Here is a 21,408-nt window from a genome sequence, read left to right on the forward strand (position 1 = left end):
TCCCTCCCCCACCCAGGGGCTGCGCCCCTGCTTTCTCGGCCCGAAAGGGCCGTAGGCCCTTAAGGGGCGCGGGGAACTGCGCGACCAGCCCCCACCGAACCCGCGGATGGGGGTCGAAGGGGCGCAGCCCCTGGGTGGGGGAGGGAAGGTAGGGGCGGCGGGGGCGAGCCAATGCCTCAGGCCATCTGGCGGCGGACCAGCTCGTGCAGACGCCCGGCGGGGTTCGCCAGCAACTCACCCGGCGCCCCCACCTCCGCCACCTTCCCGTCCTCCATCACCACCACCCGGTCCGCGTCCATCACCGTGGACAGCCGGTGGGCGATGACGATCCGCGTGGCGTTCAGCGCTTTCGTGCTCTCGATGACCGTCCGCTGGGTCTCGTTGTCGAGGGCGCTCGTGGCCTCGTCGAAGAAGAGGATGCGGGGGCGGCGGATCAACGCCTGGGCGATCATCAGGCGTTGCCGCTGACCGCCCGAGATCGCGCCGTTGCCCTGGACGATGGTGTGCAGGCCCATCGGCATGCGCTGGATGTCCTCCGCCAGGCCCGCCATCGCGGCCGCCGCCATCGCCTCCTCGGGCGTGAACGGCTCGGTGCCGCAGATGACGTCCAGGATCGAGCCGGTGAACGGCTGGGCGTGCTGCAGCACGACACCGCACTGACGGCGTACGGCGGACTGGTCGAGGGCGCCGAGGTCCTGACCGTCGTACAGGACGCTCCCGGAGACCGGCCTGTCGAAACCGATGAGCAGGCGCAGCAGCGTCGACTTCCCGCAGCCGCTCGGGCCGACGATCGCCACGAACTCCCCGGGCGCCACGGCGAAGGACACGTCGTCCAGCACCAGCGGACCGTCGTCCGCGTAGCGGAAGGAGAGACGGCGGGCCTCCAGCGCGCCGGACAGCACCCCCGGCCGGGTGCTCGCCGTGCGGACCTCCGGCGTTGCCTCCAGCACCGGCTTGATCTCCTCGAACAGCGGCAGCACCGCCACCGTCGACACGAACGCACCCGTCAGCTGGGTGACCGACGTCAGCAGCATCGTCACCGAGGTGTTGAAGGTCAGGAACTCCGCCGCCGACATCGAACCGCGTGCCGGGCCCGCCAGCAGCATGAACATCAGCAGGGTGCACAGGGGGAGGTACACCGCCCCCAGCACCGTGTTGAGGTTCTTGATGCCACCGACCTTCTGCTGGAGCTCCCGGCTGCGCGCGAACTCGCCGGCCCAGGCCGCGTAGGCGTAGTTCTCGGCGGCCGCCACCCGGAGCTTCGGCAGTCCCCGCAGGGTCTGGAAGGCCTGGTTGTTCAGCTTGTTGCCCAGCACCACCAGGCGGCGCTGCCAGCGGACCTGCCACAGACCGAGGCCCAGGAACACCGCCGCCACGACGACCAGCATGCCGATCGCCGCCAGAGCCATCGGGACGCTGTACCAGAGCAGCAGGGCGAGGTTCACCGCTCCGACGGTCACCGACTGGGCGACCACCGGGCCGACGCCGGCCAGGGTGCGGCGGATCGCGCTGATGCCCATGGCCGCGCTGGCCAGTTCGCCCGTGGAACGCGAGGTGAAGAACTTCGTGGGGAGCCGCAACAGGCGGTCCCAGACCGCCGGTTGCAGCGTGGCCTCGATACGGCCCTCGAGCCGGAGGATCGTCAGGTTCTGCAGCAGCAGGAACGCCGCCGACACCACACTCGCGAGCATGATCGCCAGACAGACCTGCACGATCAGGTTCTCCTGGGCCTTCGGCACGTACTCGCCGAGGATCCGGCCCGTCGCGACGGGGACGAGCGAGCCGAGCACGACCGTCACCAGCCCGCTGAGCAGCAGACCCGTCATGTCACCGCTCGTCCCGTGGAGGCTGAACCGCATCAGGCGCAGCGGACTCAGCACCCGTTCGGGCAGCGGGCGGTAGAACATCACGGCACGCGGCTCGAACTCGGCCGCGTTCGCCTTCTCGATCGGTGTCTCCCGGCCGGACGACGGCTGGACGGCCACATAGCCGCCGCGCCGCCACAGCAGCGCCACCGGTGCGCCGGACAGCGCCCGGTGCCCGACCAACGGCCCGACGTTCTCCCGCCACCAGCTCCCGGCGAGGCGTACGGCACGGACCCGGACCCGGGAGGCGAGCGCGATGCGTTCCACCGGGTCGAGCCGGTCGCTCTCGGTGCCGCTCTGCGCCGGCTCGGACAGCGAGATCCCCGTCGCCCGGGCGACGAGCCGGCAGGCCGCGTACGTGGCGTCCGCGTCGGCCGCCGTCGTACGCCGGTGCGCGGAGGACTTGCCGATGGAGGCGAGCAACGTGCGGTCGGCCTGGGCGCGTACCGCCTCACCGGCCTTGATCCCGGCGGCCGTACGGTCCTCGTGGGTGCGCTCCAGCTGCTCGATCCAGCGGTCCAGCGTGGCCAGCAGCCGGTACTGCTGGTCGACCATGCTCTGCCAGACCCCCGGGTCCATCAGCAGATCGGCCGCGGCCTCCGCGCCGTACAGCGAGCCGTACTGGACGCTGCCGGGCGGCACCCGCATCCAGAACACGTCGTCGTCGGTGGGCGCGGCGGCCTGCTCGGTGGCCATCGGCGCCTGGAAGAGGATCGACAGGCCGCGACCGACGCCAAGGGCGAGGGCGTATTCGAGGGGGCTCGTCTGCGGGGGTACGAGCTGCGGGTTGCCCCATTCGTCGTACGACCAGGTCTCGGTGCCCCCTTGCTGGTAGAGCTCACGCAGGCCGATGCGCCGGACCACGCAGTCGCGCAGCGGGCGGGCGATCAGGGTGTGCTGGGGCCCGGCGACCGGACCGAGCAGCAGCGCACCCGCTTCGAGGCGGCCCAGATGGTGCCAGTGGCCCTGCCGGCCGGCGTCGACCGCGAACAGGTCCAGGGCACCGGAGGCCACCAGCCACAGCGTCTGCGGGCCTTCGAGGTCCAGGCGGGTGTGCCCGGCGCAGTCGAGGGGTGTGCCCATCGCGCCGAGCGCCCCGAGGACGAGGTCGCCGTCGTAGCCGCCCTGACCGCTCTGCCCCTCGTGCACGGCAGTCATCTCATCGCTCCCTGACCAGTTGGGCGTACGCGCCGCCGCGGGCCACCAGCTCCTCGTGCCGGCCGCGCTCCACGATCGTGCCGTGCTGCAGGACGACGATCTCGTCGCTGTCGCGGACCGTGCTGAGCCGGTGGGCGATCACCACACAGGCGCAGCCGCGCTTGCGCAGGTTGTCCATGACGGTCAGCTCGGTCTCCGCGTCCAGCGCGCTGGTCACCTCGTCGAGGACCAGGATGCTCGGCCTGCGGACCAACGCCCGTGCGATCTCCAGGCGTTGGCGCTGCCCGCCGGAGAAGTTGCGGCCGTCCTGCTCGACCCTGCTGTTGATGCCACCCGGGCGCCGCGTCACCACGTCGTACAGGGCCGCGTCCCGCAGCGCCTCCACCACGGCATCCTCCGGGATCGAGGGGTCCCACAGGGCGACGTTGTCGCGGACGGTGCCCTCGAAGAGGAACACCTCCTGGTCGACGAAGGAGACGGAGGCGGCCAGCGCACCCCTCGGGATGTCCTCCAGGCGCCGGCCGTCGATGCGGATCACGCCCTCCCACGGGGTGTACAGGCCCGAGATCAGCCTCGACACCGTCGACTTGCCGCTGCCGGAGCCACCGACCAGCGCCACCTGCTGCCCCGGCCCCACGGTGAGGTCGAAGCCCGTGAGCAGGGGCTTGTCGAGGGGGCTGTAGCCGAACGTGATGTTCTCCAGCTCGACGTGCCCGTTCAGCCGGCGGGTGGACTCGGCGGCGTCCGGGCGGGCGTACAACGGGTCGGCCTGGAAGTTCTCCACGTCCTTCAGGCGGGCCACGTCGGCCGCGAAGTCCTGGATACGGCCCGCCACCCCGTTGAGCCGGGTGAGGGGCGCCGTGAACCGGGTGACCAGCGCCTGGAACGCGACCAGCAGCCCCACGGACATATGGCCCTCGACCGCCCGCATACCGCCGATCCACAGGATGAGCGCGCTGTTGAGCGTGGCCAGCGTCGGGGCGACGACCCCCAGCCAGGCGCTCGGCACCCCGAGCCGCTGCTGCTCCTCCAGCGTGGTGGCGTGCTGCCCGGCCCACTTGCGGAAGTAGCCCTCCTCGCCGCCGGTCGCCTTCATCGTCTCGATCAGCTGGAGTCCGGTGTACGCCGTGTTGGTGAGCCGCGCGTTGTCCGCGCGCAGCTTCGCCGTACGCGTCGCGCGCAGCCGGATCACCACCCGCATCGCCACCACGTTCAGCAGCGCCACCGCGATGCCGACGAAGGTGAGCTGCGGGTCGTACGTGTAGAGGAGCACGGCGTAGAGGACGACCACGACCGCGTCCACACCGGCCGCCGCGAGATCCCGCGCCAGGGTCTCGGCGACCGCGTCGTTGGACTGCAGCCGCTGGACGAGGTCGGCGGGGCTGCGCTGGGAGAAGAAGGTGACCGGCAGGCGCAGGAGGTGCCGCAGGAAGCGGGCGCTGGAGAGGGTGGAGGAGATCAGCCGGCCACGCAGCAGGTTGGCCTGTTGCAACCAGGTCAGCAGGACGGTCAGCAGCACGCACGCGCCCATCGACGCGAACAGCACGCCCAGCAGGGAGGTCTGGCCGCCGATCAGGAACATGTCGATGTAGGTACGGCTCAGCGCGGGGACCGCCGCGCCGACCGCCACCAGGAGGAGGCTGGCGAGGACGGCGGCGGGCAGGGTGCCGGAGGTGCCGCGCATCCGGGCGGGCATGGCGCCGAGGACACCGGGCCTGCGGCCGCCCTTCGCGAAGCCCTCGCCGGGCTCCATGACGAGGACGACACCGGTGAAGCTGGAGTCGAAGTCCTCCATCGGCACGAACCGGCGGCCCTTGCCCGGGTCGTTGATGTGGACGCCCCGCCGCCCGAAGCGGCGCCCCATGCCGTCGTAGACGACGTAGTGGTTGAACTCCCAGAACAGGATGGCCGGGGCCTTCACCTCGGCGAGGGCGGCCACGTCCATCTGCATGCCCTTGGCGGTCAGTCCGTAACTGCGGGCCGCCTTCAGCAGGTTGCTGGCGCGCGAGCCGTCCCGGGAGACACCGCAGGCGATGCGCAGTTCCTCCAGCGGGATGTGCCGTCCGTAGTGGCCGAGCACCATGGCGAGCGACGCGGCACCGCACTCCACGGCCTCCATCTGGAGGACGGTCGGTGTGCGGACGGCCTTCTGCCTGCCCCTCGGCACCGGACGCTTGGACGGGGCCGCCTTGCGTCTGCCGTGCGTGGGCGGCTGGGCGGTGTCCTGGGACGCGGTCACGGAAGCAGCCAATCGATCGGACGCTCGTCGGCCAGCCGGATCGAAGCCGTGGCCATGGTCATGGAGGTCAGCTCGAACGGCGGCCCGTCCTGCGAGGACCACCTGTAACCCGACTCGGTCGACGCCGCGCGGTCCAGCCGTACGGTGACGGCCACCGGTCGGCCCTTCTTGGTGAACTGCTCGCCCAGCTGGGTGTCACCGAGGAACGCGCCGATGGACTGCGGGGTCTGCGCGGTGCGGTCCACCTTCTTCACATGGCCGCGCAGCACGCCGTAGCGCTGGGTGGGCGCCGACTGCACGGTCAGGTCCACCTCGGCGTCCTCCGGGATCGAGGCCGCGTTCTCGGCGGGGACGTACACCGTCGCGTAGAGCGGGTCGTCGGCGTCGGCGACCTTCTCGACGGCCGCGACGTTCGCGCCGGTCTGGATGATCTGACCGATCGTGGCGGCGAGCGCGGAGACCCGGCCGGCCGCGACGGACCGTACGACGGTCTCGCCGTCGGCGGTGGCGACCTTCAGGACGGGGGCCTTGGCGGGCAGCCGTTCGCCCTGCTTCGCGAGAACGGCGGTGACCTGGCCGGCGACCGGGCTCTGGAGCACATAACTGCCCTGCCCGTGGGTGAGGACGGCGGGCGCGCCGACCGTGGAGGCGACGGACCCCGTGACGGCCCACACGGAGGCGGCGGCCATCGCGAGCACCGTCACGGACAGCACCAGCCAGCCCTGGGGGCGGGCGAAGCGCACCGGGAGGTCGAGTTCCTCCGGTGACTGGAGCTTGGCGAGGGCCTGTTGGCGGAACTGCACGGGACTTCCCTCACCTGCGTGACAGGAGACGACAAGACGACTGGAGGGGACAGAGGACTGGAGGGGACAGAGGACTGGATGTCGGAAGGCCGGTCGACCCGGGGGTCGAGCACTTCCGGGGCACCCCGAGAGTCCCGGAACCTGTCAGGTGGTTCCGGGACTCAGCGGCGTAAGGGCTCGATCAGAGACCGGCGACCAGGCTCGTGACCGGGGCGGTGTTCAGGCCGGTCACACCCTCGACGGTGCCGACGGCCGTGTTGACCAGGCCGGAGACCGGGGCGATGCCGTCCACCAGGCCGGTGACGGTGCCAACGGCGTTGACCGAGAGGCCACCGGAGACGGCGTCGAGGGCGGCGTCCGAGATCTCGGCGGTCTCAACCTGGGGGGTGGAGTTCATGATGGAACTTCCCTTCATATAGCTATTCACAAGGGGGGAGCGGCCCCCTTCTGGGGACAGAACGACGGCCGCGCACGTGGGCGCCCACTTCTCGTCCCCGAGAGCCGGCTGCTCCCGTGTCCAAGAGCTCGGCGGCCCCCGCGGTGCGATGGATCAAAGCAGATCGCGACGGCGCACTTCCAATCAACCGGGCCTCTCACCAGCACACTTGGTGACCATGACGGTTCATCGGTGCAGGCTTGCGCACGGGTTGGGGCCAGCTTCTTCACACGGATCGCCGCATTGTCATACGCGCTTGATTGCCTGCGTGAAAACGAATTGGACAGTCCCGCCTCAAAGGCGCGGCGCGCGATTCGCCCCTGTGCAGAACTCCCCTCGACCGTGACCCCGCTGGGCATTCGGTGTGGAGATTCCCTGAAGCCGGTTTCCCGATCACCGGAGTCGACGGACCGCCACCGGGCGGTAGCCGAGTGTGGCGAAGAGGGGGGTGGGGCGCCGGTGTCACGGGTTCCCACCGGGCGCGTCGGCGGGAAGTCGTGAAATGGCAGGCGAACGGGGGGAGTAGCGCGCTTTGCGAAGTGGAAGATCGGAATCTTTTCGCGGAGCGTTGAACACCCCCTCGGAACCATCCGTACCAACTGGCAACCAGGCGCCCCCAGTTCACCCGCCGGACGGCGGTACGGACCCCGTCCCCAGGAGGTCAAGAGTTGAGTCACAAACGAGCCACCAAGCGCAAGGCGTTCATAGCCGCAGGCGGCGTGGCGGCGCTCGGCGCGGCAGCCCTCATCCTGCCGAACGCGATGGCGTCGCAGACGGACGCCAAAGGCGCCGCCCCGAAGACGCTCGCCGCGAGTGACGCCTCGGATCTCGCCTCCCAGCTGCAGGACTTGCTCGGTGACGCGTTCGCAGGCGCGTATTACGACTCGGGCGAGCAGCGCCTCATCATCAACGTCATCGACGGCCTCGAGATCGACGGTGACGACAACAACGTGATCATCCAGGCCCAGGAGGCCGGCGCGGAGGTCCGTGAGGTCGAGAACAGCTGGTCCGAGCTGCTGAAGGGCGCGGCCACGCTGAAGGAGGAGGCCACCGTCCCGGGCACCGCCTGGGCGATCGACCCCCGCACGAACAAGCTCCAGGTCACCGCCGACTCCACGGTCACGGGCGAGAACTGGGACACCATCGAGTCGACCGTCGAGTCGCTCGGCTCCGGCATGGCGACCATCAAGAAGTCCGCCGGCACGTTCAAGACCTTCCTGGAGGGCGGCGACGCCATCTTCGGCGGCGGCGCCCGATGTTCGGCCGGCTTCAACGTCGTCAACGCCGAGGGCGCCCCGGCCTTCCTGACCGCCGGGCACTGCGGTGTCGCGGAGGCCGAGTGGTCCGAGGAGGAGGGCGGCGCGCCGATCGGCACCGTCGACGCGGCGACCGCCACGTTCCCGGGCGCCGGCGACTTCGCCCTGGTCGACTACAACGACCCGGCGACCCAGGCGGCCAGCACGGTCGACCTCGGCAACGGCCAGACGGTCGACATCACCGCGGCCGGCGAGGCGGCGGTCGGCCTCCAGGTCTTCCGCATGGGCAGCACCACCGGTCTCGCCGACGGCCAGGTCACCGGCCTCGAAGCCACGGTGAACTACCCCGAGGGCACGGTCACCGGTCTCATCCAGACCAACGTCTGCGCCGAGCCCGGCGACAGCGGCGGCTCGCTGTTCACCGAGGACGGCCAGGCCATCGGTCTGACCTCCGGCGGCAGCGGCGACTGCACCGTCGGTGGCGAGACCTTCTTCCAGCCGGTCACCACCGCCCTCGCGGCCACGGGTGCCACCCTCGGCGACGCCGGCGCGGGCGCCGGTGAGGAAGCCGCCGGTGGTGCCGGTGACGCCGCGGGCGCCGGCGAGGAGGCCGACGGTGGTGCCGCCGCCGGTGCCGGTGAGGAAGAGGGCGCCGCTGCCGCGGGCGCGGGCGAGGAAGAGGGCGCCGCGGCCGCCGGTGCCGGCGACGCGGGTGCCGTGGCCGGTGCGGGCGACGAGGGTGCCGCTGACGCGGGTGCCGTCGCCGGTGCGGGCGACGCCGGTGACGCGGGCCAGGAGCATGAGCAGGGCGTCGAGGAGCAGGGCGTCGACGAGCAGGGCGTCCAGCAGTAGGCGAACGCCACCGAGTACGTGGATGACGGCCCGGGGCTCAGCGGCCACTGACCCCGGCCGTCGCCCCACGACCCACCCGTCGGCCCCACCCCAGCGGTTCCGGCCGACAGGTGGCACGGTCCGGCCCTCCGGCGGGAGGGCCGGACCCATGTGCGTGTGGTGGTGTCACCCGGCGGAGCCGGTGGCCCGGAGCAGCAGCAGCGCCACGTCGTCCGCCCGCTCCTCCGCCGCCTCGGTCTCCCTCACCAGACTGTCGGCCAGCGCGTCCAGCGGCCGCTCCCCGGCCGACGACAACCGCTCCCCGAGATCCGCCAGCGCGTCCTCGATGTCGACCCCCGGCGACTCGATCAGCCCGTCCGTGTACAGAACCAGCACCGAACCCTCCGTCAGCGCCACCTCCGTCGTCGGATACGTCGCCGCCGCGTCGATCCCCAGCAGCGGACCACCCGCGAGGTCGAGCACCCGCACCTTCCCGTCCGGCCGGCGCAGCAACGGCGGCGGATGCCCGGCCCGCGCCATGACGGCCGTCCCGTGCTCCGGGTCCAGCCGTAGGTACAGACAGCTGGCGAACAGTTCCGAACCCAGGTCGATCAGCAGCCGGTTGGTACTGCTCATCACCTCCTCCGGTGTCTGCCCGACGGTCGTGTACGCGCGCACCGCCGTACGGATCTGCCCCATCAGCCCCGCCGCCGTCACGTTGTGTCCCTGCACGTCGCCGATGACGGCCGAGGCCCTCCCATGGGAGAGGACCAGGTCGAAGAAGTCGCCGCCGATGTCCATGCCACGGGTGGCGGGCAGATAGCGCGAGGCGGACTCGATGCCCGGGATGGAGGGCAGCGAGTGCGGCAGCAGCGCCTTCTGGAGCCCGTGCGCCACCTGGTGCTTGGCGTCGTACAGCAGCGCCCGCTCCAGTGCCTGGGCGATGAGGCCGCTGAGGCTGGTCAGCACCGCGCGCTCCTCGGCCGGGAACGGATGCGGCTCCGCGTACCCGAGCACCCAGGTGCCCACCGGCCGCCCCGAGGCGATCAGCGGGATGTACGCCCACGCGCCGAGCCCGTCCGGGGTCTCCTGGCGCAGCGGATAGAGGTGCTCCAGCTGCTGCCGGGACTCGAAGAACGCGGGTACCCCGGTGGTCAGCGCGTGCGCCCCGGGCATCGCCGCGGTGAGCGGCATCCCGTCGAAGCGTTCCACGAGGTGCGGGTCGGCGTAGCCGCGGTGCCCGAGCACATGCAGGCGCCCCGCGCGGGAGCCGAGCATCACCAGGGCCTGGCTGCCGATGGCCGGGGCGATCTCGTCGGCGACCAGCTCCACCACGTCCTGCACCCCGACCGCCTCGGTGAGCGCGCTCGCCAGCGCCAGCACGTGGTGGATGGTCACCAGACGGCCCGGCCCGTGGTCCTCCTCCCGCGACGCGTGCTCGGCCTCGGCGACCGCGCGGGCCCGGGAGATCCGTACGCTCAGGCCGTTGCTCCCCGGGTACAGCCGGAAGGACAGCCAGTCGCTCGGCGGTCGCAGCGCCACGAACGAGGTCACGTGCTGGCTCATCAGGGCCGCCCGGTACCGGTCCTCGTACGCGGGATCGTTGAGCCACGGCACGGACACCCACAGTTGGGTGCCCAGCAGACCGCTCACCGGGATGCCGAGCAGTTCGGCCGTGGCCGCGTTGGCGAAGGTGATCCGCCCGTGCAGATCGAGCGCGCACATCCCGTACGGCAGCCGCGCCACCATCCGCGCGGCCTCCACCGTGCCGAGCGTGCCCGCGACCGTGGTCGTCGAGGGCGCCGACAGGTCCGGCTCCGGCCGCACCGGACGGCCCTCGTCCTCGGCGCGCCGCAGCCGCATCGCGAGCCGGTCGCAGGCCGAGGTCAGCTGGTCCCGTTCGCGCTCGCTGAGTTCCGGCGGGTGGGAGCCGGGCCAGGTCAGGAAGACGGCGCCGTAGATGGTGTCGCGGGTCGCCACCGGCAGCGCGGCCAGGGCGAACGGGTAGGGCAGGACCACGGCGATCCGGGGATAGCGGCGAGCCATCTGCTCCTCGCCGTTGACCCACACCAGCCGCCGCCCCCGCACGGCCTCGGAGACCGGTATCGGCGAGTTGAGACCCACCCGTTCCCAGGGCGCGGCGAACGATCTCGGCAGCCCGGCCATGACCGCCATCTCCAGCACCGGCTCGTCCGGCGTCAGCAGATACACCGCGCCGGAGTGGGCCTGGACGTCGTCCATCATCGCGGCCAGCGCCAGCGACAGCAGAGGATGGCCGACGCGGCCCGTCTCGACGGTCGTCCGCGCTCCGGACACGTGGACGTCGGACATGCCGACCACCTCCTCGCACGACCGTGCGACAGACCCCAGGGTCAAGGCTCCCCCCTGGGGGCCGACCGCGCACGGCGAGAGCCGCCCCGCGGACACACCGCGGTACCCCCTATCGACCCCGCCATGCCCCCGCGATGATGCGCGGCATCGCGCACGGGCGCCGCGAGTGCGCCCCCACGCACCCCGATGGCTGGTTCTTCGCGCCCGGGCATGGTCGGGGACGCCAACAATGGGCACGCGCTGAGCGGAGGACATCGGTGGCCGGCAGGCGGAGGGGCGAACGTGATCCGGGTACTTCTCGTGCACGACGAATGTCTGGTCAGATCGGTGCTGGCGGAGTGGCTCCGCCGAGAACCCGACCTGGCGGTGTTCGACGCGTCCTGGCGCGCCGCGCCGGGGCGGGTGCGGACCTTGCGGCCCGAGGTCTGCGCGGCGGACCTGGACTGCGCGGACGCGGTCGGCATCCCGCCGCTCGCCGATCTGCGCGGCACGGGCGGCCCCGCCCCCGGTCTGCTGGTCCTCGCCCACGCCGGCAGACCCGGCCTCCTCAAGCGGGCGGCGGAGGCGGGTGCCCTCGGTTACGTGGACAAGGAGGGTTCCCCGCAGCGGCTGGTGTCCGCGATCCGGGAGGTCGCCCGAGGGAGACGTTTCGTCGACGACTCCCTCGGCTTCGGCTTCCTCAAGGCCGCCGAGATGCCGCTGACCCGGCGGGAGTTGAGCGTGTTATCCCTGGCTGCCGAGGGAGCCTCCGTCGCGGAGATCGCCGGCAGCCTGCACCTCTCCCACGGGACCGTGCGCAACTACATGGCCGCGATCACCCGTAAGACGGGGGCGCGCAACAGGATCGACGCCATCAGGATCTCGCAGGGGGAGGGATGGCTCTGAGGCGCCGGGGGAGCTGACCGGTACGGGAACCGGGGACCAGGCGCCGACCAGGTCCCGGTAGAGCGGTGAGCGGGCCATGAGGTCGTCGTGGTCCCCGTACGCGACGGACCGTCCGTCCATGAGCAGCACCCGGTCCGCGCGGCGGGCCGAGCTGACGCGGTGCGCGACGACCACCAGGGTCGTGCCCGGCCGCCGGGCGAACGCCCGCTCCGCGCGTTCCTCCGCCTCCGCGTCCAGGTGACAGGTCGCCTCGTCGAGGATCACGACCGACGCGTACGACAGATACGCGCGCGCCAACGCCACGAGTTGCCGTTCCCCGGCGGACAGCGCGCGCGGGTCGACCTCGGCGGCCGGGCCGCCCAGCCGGACCATCACCTCGGTGAGCCCCACGGCCTCCGCGGCGGCCCACAGCTCGTCCTCGGGCACGGGTTTCGGCCGTAGCTCGCCGAGGTTTTCTTCGAGGGATCCCCCGAAGACGTACGCCTCCTGCGGGATGAGCACCCGGTGTGCGCGGGATGTGGCGCCGGGTACCGGGCGGCCACACAAGTGGACGGTGCCGTGCCGGGGGCGCAGGAGACCGGCGACGATCCCGGTGAGAGTGGACTTGCCGACGCCGCTGGGACCGACGACGGCCAGGTGCGTGCCGTGGGGGAGGCACAGGTCGAGTCCGTCGAGGACGGGGGTGGCGCGGGAACCGTAGGCGAAGGTGACGGAGGCGAGGCGGAGGGCGTCGTCGGAGGCCGCCGGGCGGGGAAGGGCGTCGCGGACATCGGCCTCGCCGGGGACTCCGGGATCGGTCGGCGGCGGGGTGGGCGTCGAGGGCCGGGGGGCGTTCTCCGGGGGTGGTGGCGCGGGCGCCGGGGCCAGCCTGCGGAGGACCACCGCGAGGCGGGAGCCGCTGGTGCCCAGGCCGTGGACCAGGTTCTGCAGGGCGGGGAGCAGGGACTGGGTGATGTAGGCGAGGGCGCCGACCAGGGCGCCCGGCGTGACCCCGTGGTCCAGGAGCCAAGGGGCGGTGACCAGGAGCAGCACGACGGGCAGTTGGCCACCGATCGCGAGGGAGGCGACCCGTGCGACGCCCCAGTGGGCCAGGGAGCGCGCGGCCCGCAGTTCGGCGTCGACGCACCGCCCGGTGTCGGCGGCGACGGTGTCCTCCGCGCCGGCCGCCGTGATGTCCCGCAACCCCGGACAGACGGCCCCGAGCCGGTCGGCGAGGGCCTCGTCGGCGACGAGGAAGCCCTCCTGGCGGCGGGCCAGGGGCCTGAGCGTCACCAGGAAGAGGGCGACGCCGACGACCAGCGGGGGCCCGACGACGAGCAGCAGCGGCGGGGCCAGCGAGAAGAGTCCGACGAGCGCCCCGGCGGAGGTGAACAGGAACGAGCGGGACACCATGACGAGTCCGGCGAAGGTGTCCCGGGCGATCTCCACCTGCTGGGTCAGCCCGGACAGGGCCCCGCCGTCCGCCTCCCGGACCCCCCGTTCGACCACCCCGCGCACCAGCCGGTCCCGCAACGGTTCCACGAGCCCCGCCACGCACCCGTACACCCGCCACGTGCCCAGCGCCCCCAGCACCACCGCTCCCGCACCGGCCCCGAGCCACGCCAGCCCGACCCCGGCCCGCCCCGCGAGGAACCCGTCGTCGAGGGCACGCGCGAGGGCGTACCCCAGCAGAAAGGTCTGCCCCGTCTCCACCACGGACCACAGAACCAGCCGCGCGACGACCCGCGCCCGCCCGCGAAGAAAGCGCAGGCCCCGACGGAGGAGGCCGGGCGGGCGGAGGCCGCCCCCGGCGCACCCTCGTCCTTCCCGGCCGCCCTTCATCGCCCCTCCCCGCCCGGCGCGCCCCGCGACCCGAACAGTTCCCGGTACTCCGCCGTCCGCCACAGCTCCGTATGCGGCCCCACCGCCCGCACCGTCCCCTTGTCCAGCCACACCACCGTGTCCGCGCGGGCGGCCGTGGTGACGCGGTGGGCGATGAGCAGGCGGCTGCCACCGGTGGTGGCGCGCAGGAGGGCGTCGGTGATGTCGTGCTCGGTGAGGGTGTCGAGGCTGGAGAGGGCGTCGTCGAGCACGAGGAGACGACTGTCGCGGGCGAACGCGCGGGCCAGGCCCAGTCGTTGCGCCTCACCACCGGACAGGGGAGCGTCGGCGCAGGGAGTGGCGTAACCGTCGGGGAGACGGCGGACGAAGCCGTCGGCGTGCGCGGCGCGGGCCGCCTCCCGGATGCGGGCGGGGGAGGGGCGCACGACGCCGAAGGCGATGGTGTCCTCCACCGACTCGCCGAGCAGGGCCGGGCGTTCGAAGGCGTGGACGATCGCCCGGCGCAGCTCCCGGCGGTCCAGCTCGGGCAGGGGCACCCCGTCGAGCCGTACCTCTCCCTCGTCGGGATCCGTCAACCGCCCGGCCACGGCCGCGAGCAGCGACTTGCCCGCCCCCGACCGGCCCACGACGGCGACCGTGGCGCCGGCCGGGACCACCAGGTCGACGCGGTCCAACACGGTGCGCCCGCCCCGGCGGACGGTCACGGAGCGCAGCTCCAGCCGCCCCGTCCCCGCGGACGGCAGGACGCGTTCGCCGTACGCGGTCGGGGGCTCGCGCCGTACCTCGTCCAGGCGCTCCGCCGCCGTCCGCGCGCGGACCAGGCCCGAGAGCTGCCCGACCAGGACGCCGACGCCCGCGGCCAGTACGGCGTAGCGCGACGCGGCCAGCAACTCGCCCACGGTCAGGTGCTGTCGGGCGAGCAGGACGCCGGCGGTGGCCACGACGGCGAGTTGCAGGAGCGGGGCCACGGTGGCCGCTCGGGCGGCGGCTCGGCCCTGGACGTGCCACATGCGGTGCCCTTGGTCCGAGAGTTCGGCCAGGGGGCGCAGGACGCGGGCGACGGTGCGGTCGGCCGTGCCGGCGGCCGCGATCGTGCGGTGCCCGGCGACGGCCTCGGCCAGGCCGCCCGCGATACGGCCCTGGGCCCGCTGGTAGCGCGTCACGCAGTCGGAGGAGTCCCGCGCGAGGGCGCGCAGCACGAGGGCGAGCAGCGGGGCGCCGATCAGGAAGACCGCCGCGAGCCGCAGGTCGATCAGGGCGAGGGCCGCCACCGCGCCCAGGGGCCCGGCGAGCGCGGCGAGCAGCGCGGCGGCGGTCGCGGGGGCCGTTCCCGCCTGGGCCGCGTTCCCGACGAGCCGGGCCACCAGGTCTCCCGGGCCGAACCGGGTGAGGGCGCGCGGCCCCACGGCCAGGACATGCCGGACCAGACCGTGGCGCAGCCACGCGGTGGCCCGGGCGTTCGTGGTGCCGCCGAGCACGGTCTCGATCGCGTCGAGGACGGCCGCCGCGAGGACCAGCACCGCGCACCACAGCACCCAGCGGGAGCCGTCCGGGTCGCGGGCCAGCAGCAGGTCGAGGGCCCGGCCCAGCGCGACCGGCAGCGCCAGGTTCGCCCCCGTCGAGGCCATGGACACGAGCGCCAGGGCCGTGCAACGGGGGCCGGAGTGCCGGACGGTCGCGCGCAGCAGGGGGTCGGAGACGGCCGCCGGGCCGCGGGCACCGCCTTCGGTGAGGGTCGTCATACCCGTCCTGACGTGGGACGACCGGATGAACGGCCGGGTGAATGACCGGACGAGGGGCCGGAGGAATGACCGGACGCAGGGCCGCCCCGCCGGCCTCGATGGGGCCCGATGAAGGTGGACGAAGGGCCGCCGACCGGGGGTGGCCGGGTGGCCAGATGGATGAGCCCCGGACGGCCCCTCCCCGGACAGGGGGAGGAACCGTCCGGAGCCGTCGGCGCGACTCAGCCGCCGTGCCGGTCCGACGGGCGCCCCGGGTGGCCCGGTCGCCCCGCTCGGGTCAGAGGCAGAGCGTGATGCTGGCCGCGCTCACACAGGACAGCACGCTCAGGGAGCTGGGGCCGCCGGTGCCGGTGGTCTCGTCGGCTTCCATCGTCTGCAGGTCGAGAAGTGCCATGTCGCTTCCTTTCGATCGGTGGCCCGCTCAGGGGCCCTGGTGGGGACGGGAGTGTTGCGTCACGACTGGCGCCGGGTGGCGCGAGCCGCGTCAATGGGGCCGCCGTCGCGGCGGCGGCAGGAACGGAAGGTGCGCCGTGGCGTCGTCGTCGGCGGCGTGCGCCGCCCCGAGTGCCAGCAGGCATCCGGCCGTTCCGGTACCGAGGTCCATGGAGAGCCGCATCAAGTGGTTGCCGGGGAAGGCCAGTTGCCCCTGGTAGGGCATGGAGTGCCAGCCGAGGGCGGCGATCTGTTCCGTCAGCCGCTCGCGCGGGGCACCCGTCCGGGCGAGGTGCAGGATCATCCCGGCGCGCCCCTCGAACAGCCCCGGCTGCGCGTAGAAGCGGTAGGTCGCGGCGGTCAGGACGCCCGCGCGGACCCGGGCGAACTCGTCCGTGACCGGGGCGAGTCGGCCGGTGGCGGTGGCGGTGGCGGTGGCGGTGGCGGTGGCGGTGGCGGTGTCGCTTCCGCCGTCCGTGCCGGTGTCGGTGGTTCCGGCCGCCGCAGAGTGGTCGTCGAGCACCATCGCGACGCCCACGCTCCCGTCGCCGAGGTACGGCATCGTGCGCCACCCCTCGTCGACGGCCAGGCCGCCGTTCTTCTGCTCGACGAGACATTCCAGGTCCTGCCGCAGCGCCTCGCCCGCCGCGTCGAGCAGCGCGCGGTCGCCCGTCGCCTCGTACCGGCGCAGCAGGAACAGCGCGGGACCGCTCGCGCCCCGCAGCAGGCCGGCACGGCGGCGCGGTGGTGCCGGGCGGGGCTCGGCGAGACGGGACACGAGGAGCTCGGCCGCCTGTGCCGCGTGGTCGCGCAGCGCGGACTCACCGGTGGTCCGCGCCAGCTCGTCGAAGACCAGTCCGAGCCCGGCGAGCCCGCCGCGCAGGTCGGACGAGAGCTTGTGCCACTTCTCGCCGAGGAGCTGCTCGACCAGGTCCAGGGCCCGCTGCCGGTGCCCCAGCCGGTCCAGGGTGTGGGCGACGCCCGCGAGACCGTCGTACAGACCGAGCGGCGTGCCGATCGGCACCGGGTCGGTGTGGTCGAGCAGCCAGCGCTCGCCCTCCTCGTAGCGTTCGGCGCCGACCTCCGCGAGCGCGTACAGGACCCCTGCCGCGCCGTGCGCGAGCCCGAGGCCACCACCGTCGGAGAACTGGGCGACGTCGCCGGGGAAGAGCCGGTCGTCGCGCTCCGGCGTCGCGGAGGCCAGGATCGCCTTGACCATGGAGTCACGGCTGTAGGGCCAGTCGCCGGGCTCGGCGAGGGACCAGCCGGCCTCCACGCCGCCCGCCACGGCCGCGGGTGCCCGGGTCCGCGCCACCCGTACGGGTGCCCCCTCCGGGGCCCCGTCGTCGGACGCCCGCTCCACGGCCCCGCCGCTCCGGCAGATCTCGGCCACCGCCTCGTCCAGGAACGCGCGCGGCGCCCCCGGGAACTGCTCCGCGATCACCGCCGCCAGATGCGCGGCCTTCTCCCGCTCCACCACCAGCAGCGAGGTGACCGGCAGGAACAGTGCGAGGCGCAGACACGCGAGGGCGTAGCGGTCGACGTCGCGGCCGGTGCGGTCCCAGGGCGCGAGGAAGCCGGGGTGGGCGACGACCTGACGGCCGTTCTCCTCGGCGGGTGCCGCCGCCTCGAAGTCCAGCAGCGACACCGAGCGCTCGTCGGGCGCGACCATGATGTTGAAGACGTGCAGGTCGTTGAAGACGATCCCGCGCGAGTGCACCGCCTCGACCGCCTCCTCGACGGCCCGGTGGACGCGCAACGCCCACGCCGTGTACGCGGCGACCGCGTCCGGTCCGGGGTCCGGGGCGAGCAGCGGGTGCCGCTCGGCGACGTACGAGTTGAGCGGGCGGCCCTCGACGAAGTCCATGACCAGGAAGCGGTGGTCGCCCAGGGTGAACCAGTCACGCACCTCGGGCACCACCCCCAGGCCGGCGAGCCGCTCCAGCGCGGCCTTCTCCCGCTCCAGCCGGGTGACCGCGTCGGCCCCGTCGGCGGCCAGACCCGCGTGCGGGCGCCCCTCCTTGAGCACCACCCGGCGGCCGTCGCGGGTGTCGGTGCCGACGTACACCCCGCCGCCGTTGGAGAAGTGCAGCGCCTTCTCGATGCGGTACGGCAGCTCGCCGACCGTCGTCGTGTTGCGTGCCGCCAGCTGCGGCTCCAGGAACGCGGGCAGGGTCACCCAGTCGGGCACATGGAAGGTCGGCCTGCGCTGGTCCGGCACCAGGGTGCCCGCGCCGTCGCGGACCGCCGGGACGAGCGTGCCGCGCTCGTCGACGACGAAGGAGCGGGCGAAGGCGCCGTAGCGGACGTACAGCGGTCCGTCGTTCCAGCGCAGGTCGGTGAGGATGTACGGCCCGTCGAAGCCCTCCAGGAGCGCCCCGAGCTCGCGCAGGACGAGGTGCAACTGCTCCTCGTCGGCCGGGTAGACCGTCACGAACTTGCCGCTGGTGTCGCGTGCCGCGTACTTCGCGTTGCGCAGATGGAGCAGGTGCGGGCCCGGCACGAACTTGAACGGGATTCCCCGGGGCACGCAGTAGTCCCACACGATCGCCGCGACGCGGTCCGCGTTCGCCCGGGTGGCGGAGGCGTGCACCTTCCATCCCTGGGTGGGTCCGGGACGGGGCCGCCCGCCGTCGTCGACCGGGGTCAGCGTCAGCCAGTCGCCGATCCGGGCGGACCGCCAGCCCTCGGGGACCGCCCGCCCGGCCGTCTCGTAGCCCGGCGACGCCGTGTCGGCGCGGTCACCGGCCAGTCGGTCCGGTGTCTCGTAGAAGTGTCGGTCGGCCAGCGCGTACGCCTCGTACCGCTTGTCCATGCGCGTCCCCCGGGTCGTGTGCCGTCACCGTCGTCGCCCCCTGGGCCGGGTGAGGACGAGCCTTCCAGCCCGCTCCGGGCCCCGACAGTCACGGCTGTCACCAGTGACCCGTCACGCCTGTCACGCGGCCACCGTGCGGAACGCATGCGTAAAGATCTGTTCGGTTTCTTTCGACTCCGGCGGCTCCCCGCGGCAGGGCTCCGGCCTCGCGGAACGGTCCCAGGGGCTGCGCGAGCGTGCCGGAAGCGCTGTAATTACGGACGTGGTCAGTGAGGGCGCTGCGGAACCAGGAACGAGGACGCTGCGCGCCGAACTCGCGCTCAAGACGCTCGGCGGCGATCTCGATCCCTACGAGCGGCTGCACGCCATCCTCGAACAGGTGCTCGTGTTCACCAGTGCGACCGTCGCGGCCGTGTATCTCCCGGACGGTGAGGGGCAGGCGCTGTCCCTCACCGCGTCCGCCGGCGTGCCGCGGAACCTGTACGGGCTCTCCGACAGCTACCCGGCCTCGGGCACCGCTCCCGTGGCCGAGACGTGCCGTTCGGGCCGACCGAGCTGGCTGGTCTCCACCGACCTGCACGAGGACGCAGACGCCGCCCACCCAGCGGTCGCCGACCGCCCCGGCGCGGACGCCCACCCGGTCGCCGCCGCCCACCCCGTCGCCGACGTCCAAGGGGGACCCGGCCTCCCCGAGGACGGCGGCATCCGCCGCGTCCGGGCCGAAAGCTTCTCCCTGGGCGTGCTGCCGCTGCGCGAGCGCGGCTGTCTCGTGGCCGTCGGCGACGGTACGGACGCCTTCGACGCCGAGGACCGGCACTGTCTCGACCTGCTCGCCGAGGCGGCCGCCGGTGTCGCCCCCGCCCCGCCCGCCGGGTTCGGAGCCTCGTTCGACCTCGCCATGGACACCGGGCGGGTCGAGGTTGACGACGCGCTGCTGGAGCTGTTCGGCATCGGCCAGGACGACTTCGACGGCCGGGTCGAGACGCTGATCGCGCTGACCGTGCCCGAGGACCTGCCGGCGCTGATGTCCGTCGTGGAGGCGGACCACATGTCCATCGGTGACCGGGAGCTGGAGTTCCGCATCCTGCAACCGTCCGGCGAGCAGAGGTGGCTCCGGCTGCGCGGCCGGATCCTGCCCGGCGGGGAGAACCGGCCCGCCCGTCTCGTCGGCACCGTCGCCGACGCCTCGACCCTGCGCACCGGGCGCGGCGACGTGGCCCGCATCCAGCGCCTCGCCGCCGCCCTGGCCACCGCCGGCACCGTCCGGGACGTCAGCCAGGCCGTGGTGACCGCCCTGCGCAAACCGCTGCGGGCCGACCGGATCGCCCTCGCCGAGCTGGAGGGCGACCGCCTGGTCGTCACCGTCCTCGATCCGCCGCAGCCGGAGGTCTGGCCCGAGGTGTGGCGCTCCGAATGGCGCTCCGAGTGGCCGGACGCGCCGGTGCGCACCATGCCGACCCTCGCCACCGCCCTGCGCGAGGGGCGCGCCGGGATCTGGCCCGCCGGAGCCGATCTGGAGCCGGCCCTCGCCGACGTCGGCCCCGGCGGCCTCGCCGTCCTCCCGCTGCCCGCCGGCGGCCGCATGGCGGGGGCGTGCCTGATCGGCTGGGACAGCCCCCACGACTTCGGCCCCGAGGAACGTGCCCTGCTCACCGCCGCCTCGGGCCTGGCCGGGCAGGCGCTGATGCGGGCCCACGCCTTCGACGCCGAGCACGAACTCGTGGGCATGCTCCAGCGCACCCTGCTCCCGCGCCGGCTGCCCCAGCTGCCCGGCGCGGTCGCCGTCGCCCGCTATCTGCCCACCACCGCCGGTCTGGAGGTCGGCGGCGACTGGTACGACGTGATCCCGCTGCCCGACAACCACGTGGCCCTCGTCATCGGCGACGTCCAGGGGCACAACGCCGGCGCCGCCACCCTGATGGGTCAGATGCGCACCGCGCTGCGCGCGTACGCCGTCGAGGGGCACCCTCCGGACGTCGTCGTCTCGCACGCCAACCGGCTCCTCATGGACATGGAGACCGACCTCTTCGCCACCTGCTGCTATGTCGACATCGACATGGAGGAGGGCTCCGCCTGGTACGTCCGCGCCGGACACATCCCGCCCGTGCTGCGTCACCCGAACGGCAGCACCGAGATCAGTGAGTCCGAGGGCGGCCCGCCGCTCGGCGTCGTGATGCAGGCCGACTTCCCGATGAGCCCCCTGCGACTGGCCCCCGGCACCCTGCTGGCCCTCACCACCGACGGCCTGGTGGAGTCCGCGGACATCGACGTCGAGGACGGGCTCGACCAACTCGCCGCCGAACTGTCCGCCGCCGACCCCGCGCACCTCGGCGTGGTCGCCGACACCCTGCTCGGGGGTGCCAACCGTGACGACGACGTGGCCCTGCTCCTCATCCGTTACGACGGCATGGCCCTGCGCCCCCAGCGCGAGAACTGGAGCGTGTGGCGCGTCCCCCAGGCGGTCGGGCAGGCCCGCCGCTACACCCGGCGCGTCCTGCGCCGCTGGGGCGTCGACTCCGTGGCCGACAGCGTGCTCCTCGTGGTGTCCGAGCTGGTCACCAACGCCCTCGTGCACACCGACGGCCGGGTCCGCCTCGACCTCACCCTGCTCGCCGACCGTCTGCGTGTCTCCGTCGCCGACGCCTCCCCACGCACCCCGATGAAACCCACCGTCATCGGCTGGGAGGCCACCGGCGGCCGCGGCATCCTGCTCGTCGAGGCCATGTCCGCCGCGTGGGGCACCGTTCCGGTCAGCGGCGGCAAACAGGTGTGGGCGGAGATCCTCATCGAGTGA

11 protein-coding genes and 1 pseudogene are annotated in these 21,408 nt (G+C 73.3%); 3 read left to right on the forward strand and 9 right to left on the reverse strand.

The window, feature by feature from the left end; all coding sequences use genetic code 11:
• Positions 1–176 precede the first annotated feature (176 nt).
• From RM704_RS00005 to RM704_RS00020, 4 genes are all read right to left on the reverse strand, one after another.
• A complete protein-coding gene (locus RM704_RS00005; RefSeq protein ID WP_033528585.1) occupies positions 177–3,023 on the reverse strand; it encodes an NHLP bacteriocin export ABC transporter permease/ATPase subunit in 2,847 nt (948 codons plus the stop codon).
• Position 3,024: 1 nt separating this feature from the next.
• Positions 3,025–5,262 (reverse strand): NHLP family bacteriocin export ABC transporter peptidase/permease/ATPase subunit, encoded by a 2,238-nt coding sequence (locus RM704_RS00010; protein WP_192829703.1) that lies wholly within the window; start codon positions 5,260–5,262, stop codon positions 3,025–3,027.
• On the reverse strand, positions 5,259–6,065 hold the full coding sequence (locus RM704_RS00015; protein WP_033528586.1) for an HlyD family efflux transporter periplasmic adaptor subunit: 807 nt from the start codon (positions 6,063–6,065) through the stop codon (positions 5,259–5,261). Before RM704_RS00015 ends, RM704_RS00010 begins: the two co-directional genes overlap by 4 nt.
• A 181-nt stretch (positions 6,066–6,246) precedes the next feature.
• Entirely contained in the window at positions 6,247–6,462 is a 216-nt protein-coding gene (locus tag RM704_RS00020) for a hypothetical protein (protein WP_033528587.1), read from the reverse strand.
• 707 nt (positions 6,463–7,169) lie between these two features.
• On the opposite strand from RM704_RS00020, the gene RM704_RS00025 reads away from it, so the two are divergent.
• Positions 7,170–8,609 carry a S1 family peptidase gene (locus RM704_RS00025; protein ID WP_033528588.1) on the forward strand — a complete coding sequence of 480 codons (1,440 nt, stop codon included), beginning with the start codon at positions 7,170–7,172 and terminating at the stop codon, positions 8,607–8,609.
• Between the two features lie 165 nt (positions 8,610–8,774).
• On the opposite strand, the gene RM704_RS00030 is transcribed toward RM704_RS00025, so the two are convergent.
• Positions 8,775–10,919: a SpoIIE family protein phosphatase gene (locus RM704_RS00030; RefSeq protein WP_052146153.1), complete on the reverse strand. Its 2,145-nt coding sequence runs from the start codon at positions 10,917–10,919 to the stop codon at positions 8,775–8,777.
• Between the two features lie 210 nt (positions 10,920–11,129).
• Here RM704_RS00030 and RM704_RS00035 point away from each other — a divergent pair.
• Positions 11,130–11,720: pseudogene (locus RM704_RS00035) on the forward strand (LuxR C-terminal-related transcriptional regulator); the annotation flags it as partial.
• Here RM704_RS00035 and RM704_RS00040 read toward each other — a convergent pair.
• The 4 genes from RM704_RS00040 to lanKC form a co-directional block, all read right to left on the reverse strand.
• Positions 11,643–13,625: an ATP-binding cassette domain-containing protein gene (locus tag RM704_RS00040; RefSeq protein ID WP_052146154.1), complete on the reverse strand. Its 1,983-nt coding sequence runs from the start codon at positions 13,623–13,625 to the stop codon at positions 11,643–11,645. The pseudogene RM704_RS00035 and the gene RM704_RS00040 sit on opposite strands and share 78 nt — an antisense overlap.
• Positions 13,622–15,367 (reverse strand): ABC transporter ATP-binding protein, encoded by a 1,746-nt coding sequence (locus tag RM704_RS00045; RefSeq protein ID WP_033528590.1) that lies wholly within the window; start codon positions 15,365–15,367, stop codon positions 13,622–13,624. The genes RM704_RS00040 and RM704_RS00045 overlap by 4 nt, the downstream gene beginning before the upstream one ends.
• A 277-nt stretch (positions 15,368–15,644) precedes the next feature.
• Positions 15,645–15,761, reverse strand: a complete 117-nt coding sequence (locus RM704_RS00050) for a SapB/AmfS family lanthipeptide (protein ID WP_005483995.1) — start codon at positions 15,759–15,761, stop codon at positions 15,645–15,647.
• Between the two features lie 90 nt (positions 15,762–15,851).
• The gene (lanKC, locus tag RM704_RS00055; RefSeq protein WP_033528591.1) at positions 15,852–18,614 is read right to left on the reverse strand and encodes a class III lanthionine synthetase LanKC; all 2,763 of its coding nucleotides are present in this window, start codon (positions 18,612–18,614) and stop codon (positions 15,852–15,854) included.
• A 262-nt stretch (positions 18,615–18,876) separates the two neighbouring features.
• Here lanKC and RM704_RS00060 point away from each other — a divergent pair, with 262 nt between their 5' ends.
• Positions 18,877–21,408, forward strand: coding sequence for a SpoIIE family protein phosphatase (locus RM704_RS00060; RefSeq protein WP_033528592.1), 2,532 nt, complete (start codon positions 18,877–18,879; stop codon positions 21,406–21,408).

The organism is Streptomyces gottesmaniae (genome assembly GCF_031845845.1).
In the GTDB taxonomy this organism is placed as follows: Bacteria; Actinomycetota; Actinomycetes; order Streptomycetales; family Streptomycetaceae; genus Streptomyces; species Streptomyces akebiae.

Coding starts and splice junctions, on each gene's coding strand:
- RM704_RS00050 (WP_005483995.1), bottom strand. CDS start 15,761: ATGGCACTTCTCGACCTGCAGACGATGGAAGCCGACGAGACCACCGGC.
- RM704_RS00020 (WP_033528587.1), bottom strand. CDS start 6,462: ATGAACTCCACCCCCCAGGTTGAGACCGCCGAGATCTCGGACGCCGCC.
- RM704_RS00040 (WP_052146154.1), bottom strand. CDS start 13,625: ATGAAGGGCGGCCGGGAAGGACGAGGGTGCGCCGGGGGCGGCCTCCGC.
- RM704_RS00005 (WP_033528585.1), bottom strand. CDS start 3,023: ATGACTGCCGTGCACGAGGGGCAGAGCGGTCAGGGCGGCTACGACGGC.
- RM704_RS00045 (WP_033528590.1), bottom strand. CDS start 15,367: ATGACGACCCTCACCGAAGGCGGTGCCCGCGGCCCGGCGGCCGTCTCC.
- lanKC (WP_033528591.1), bottom strand. CDS start 18,614: ATGGACAAGCGGTACGAGGCGTACGCGCTGGCCGACCGACACTTCTAC.
- RM704_RS00030 (WP_052146153.1), bottom strand. CDS start 10,919: ATGTCCGACGTCCACGTGTCCGGAGCGCGGACGACCGTCGAGACGGGC.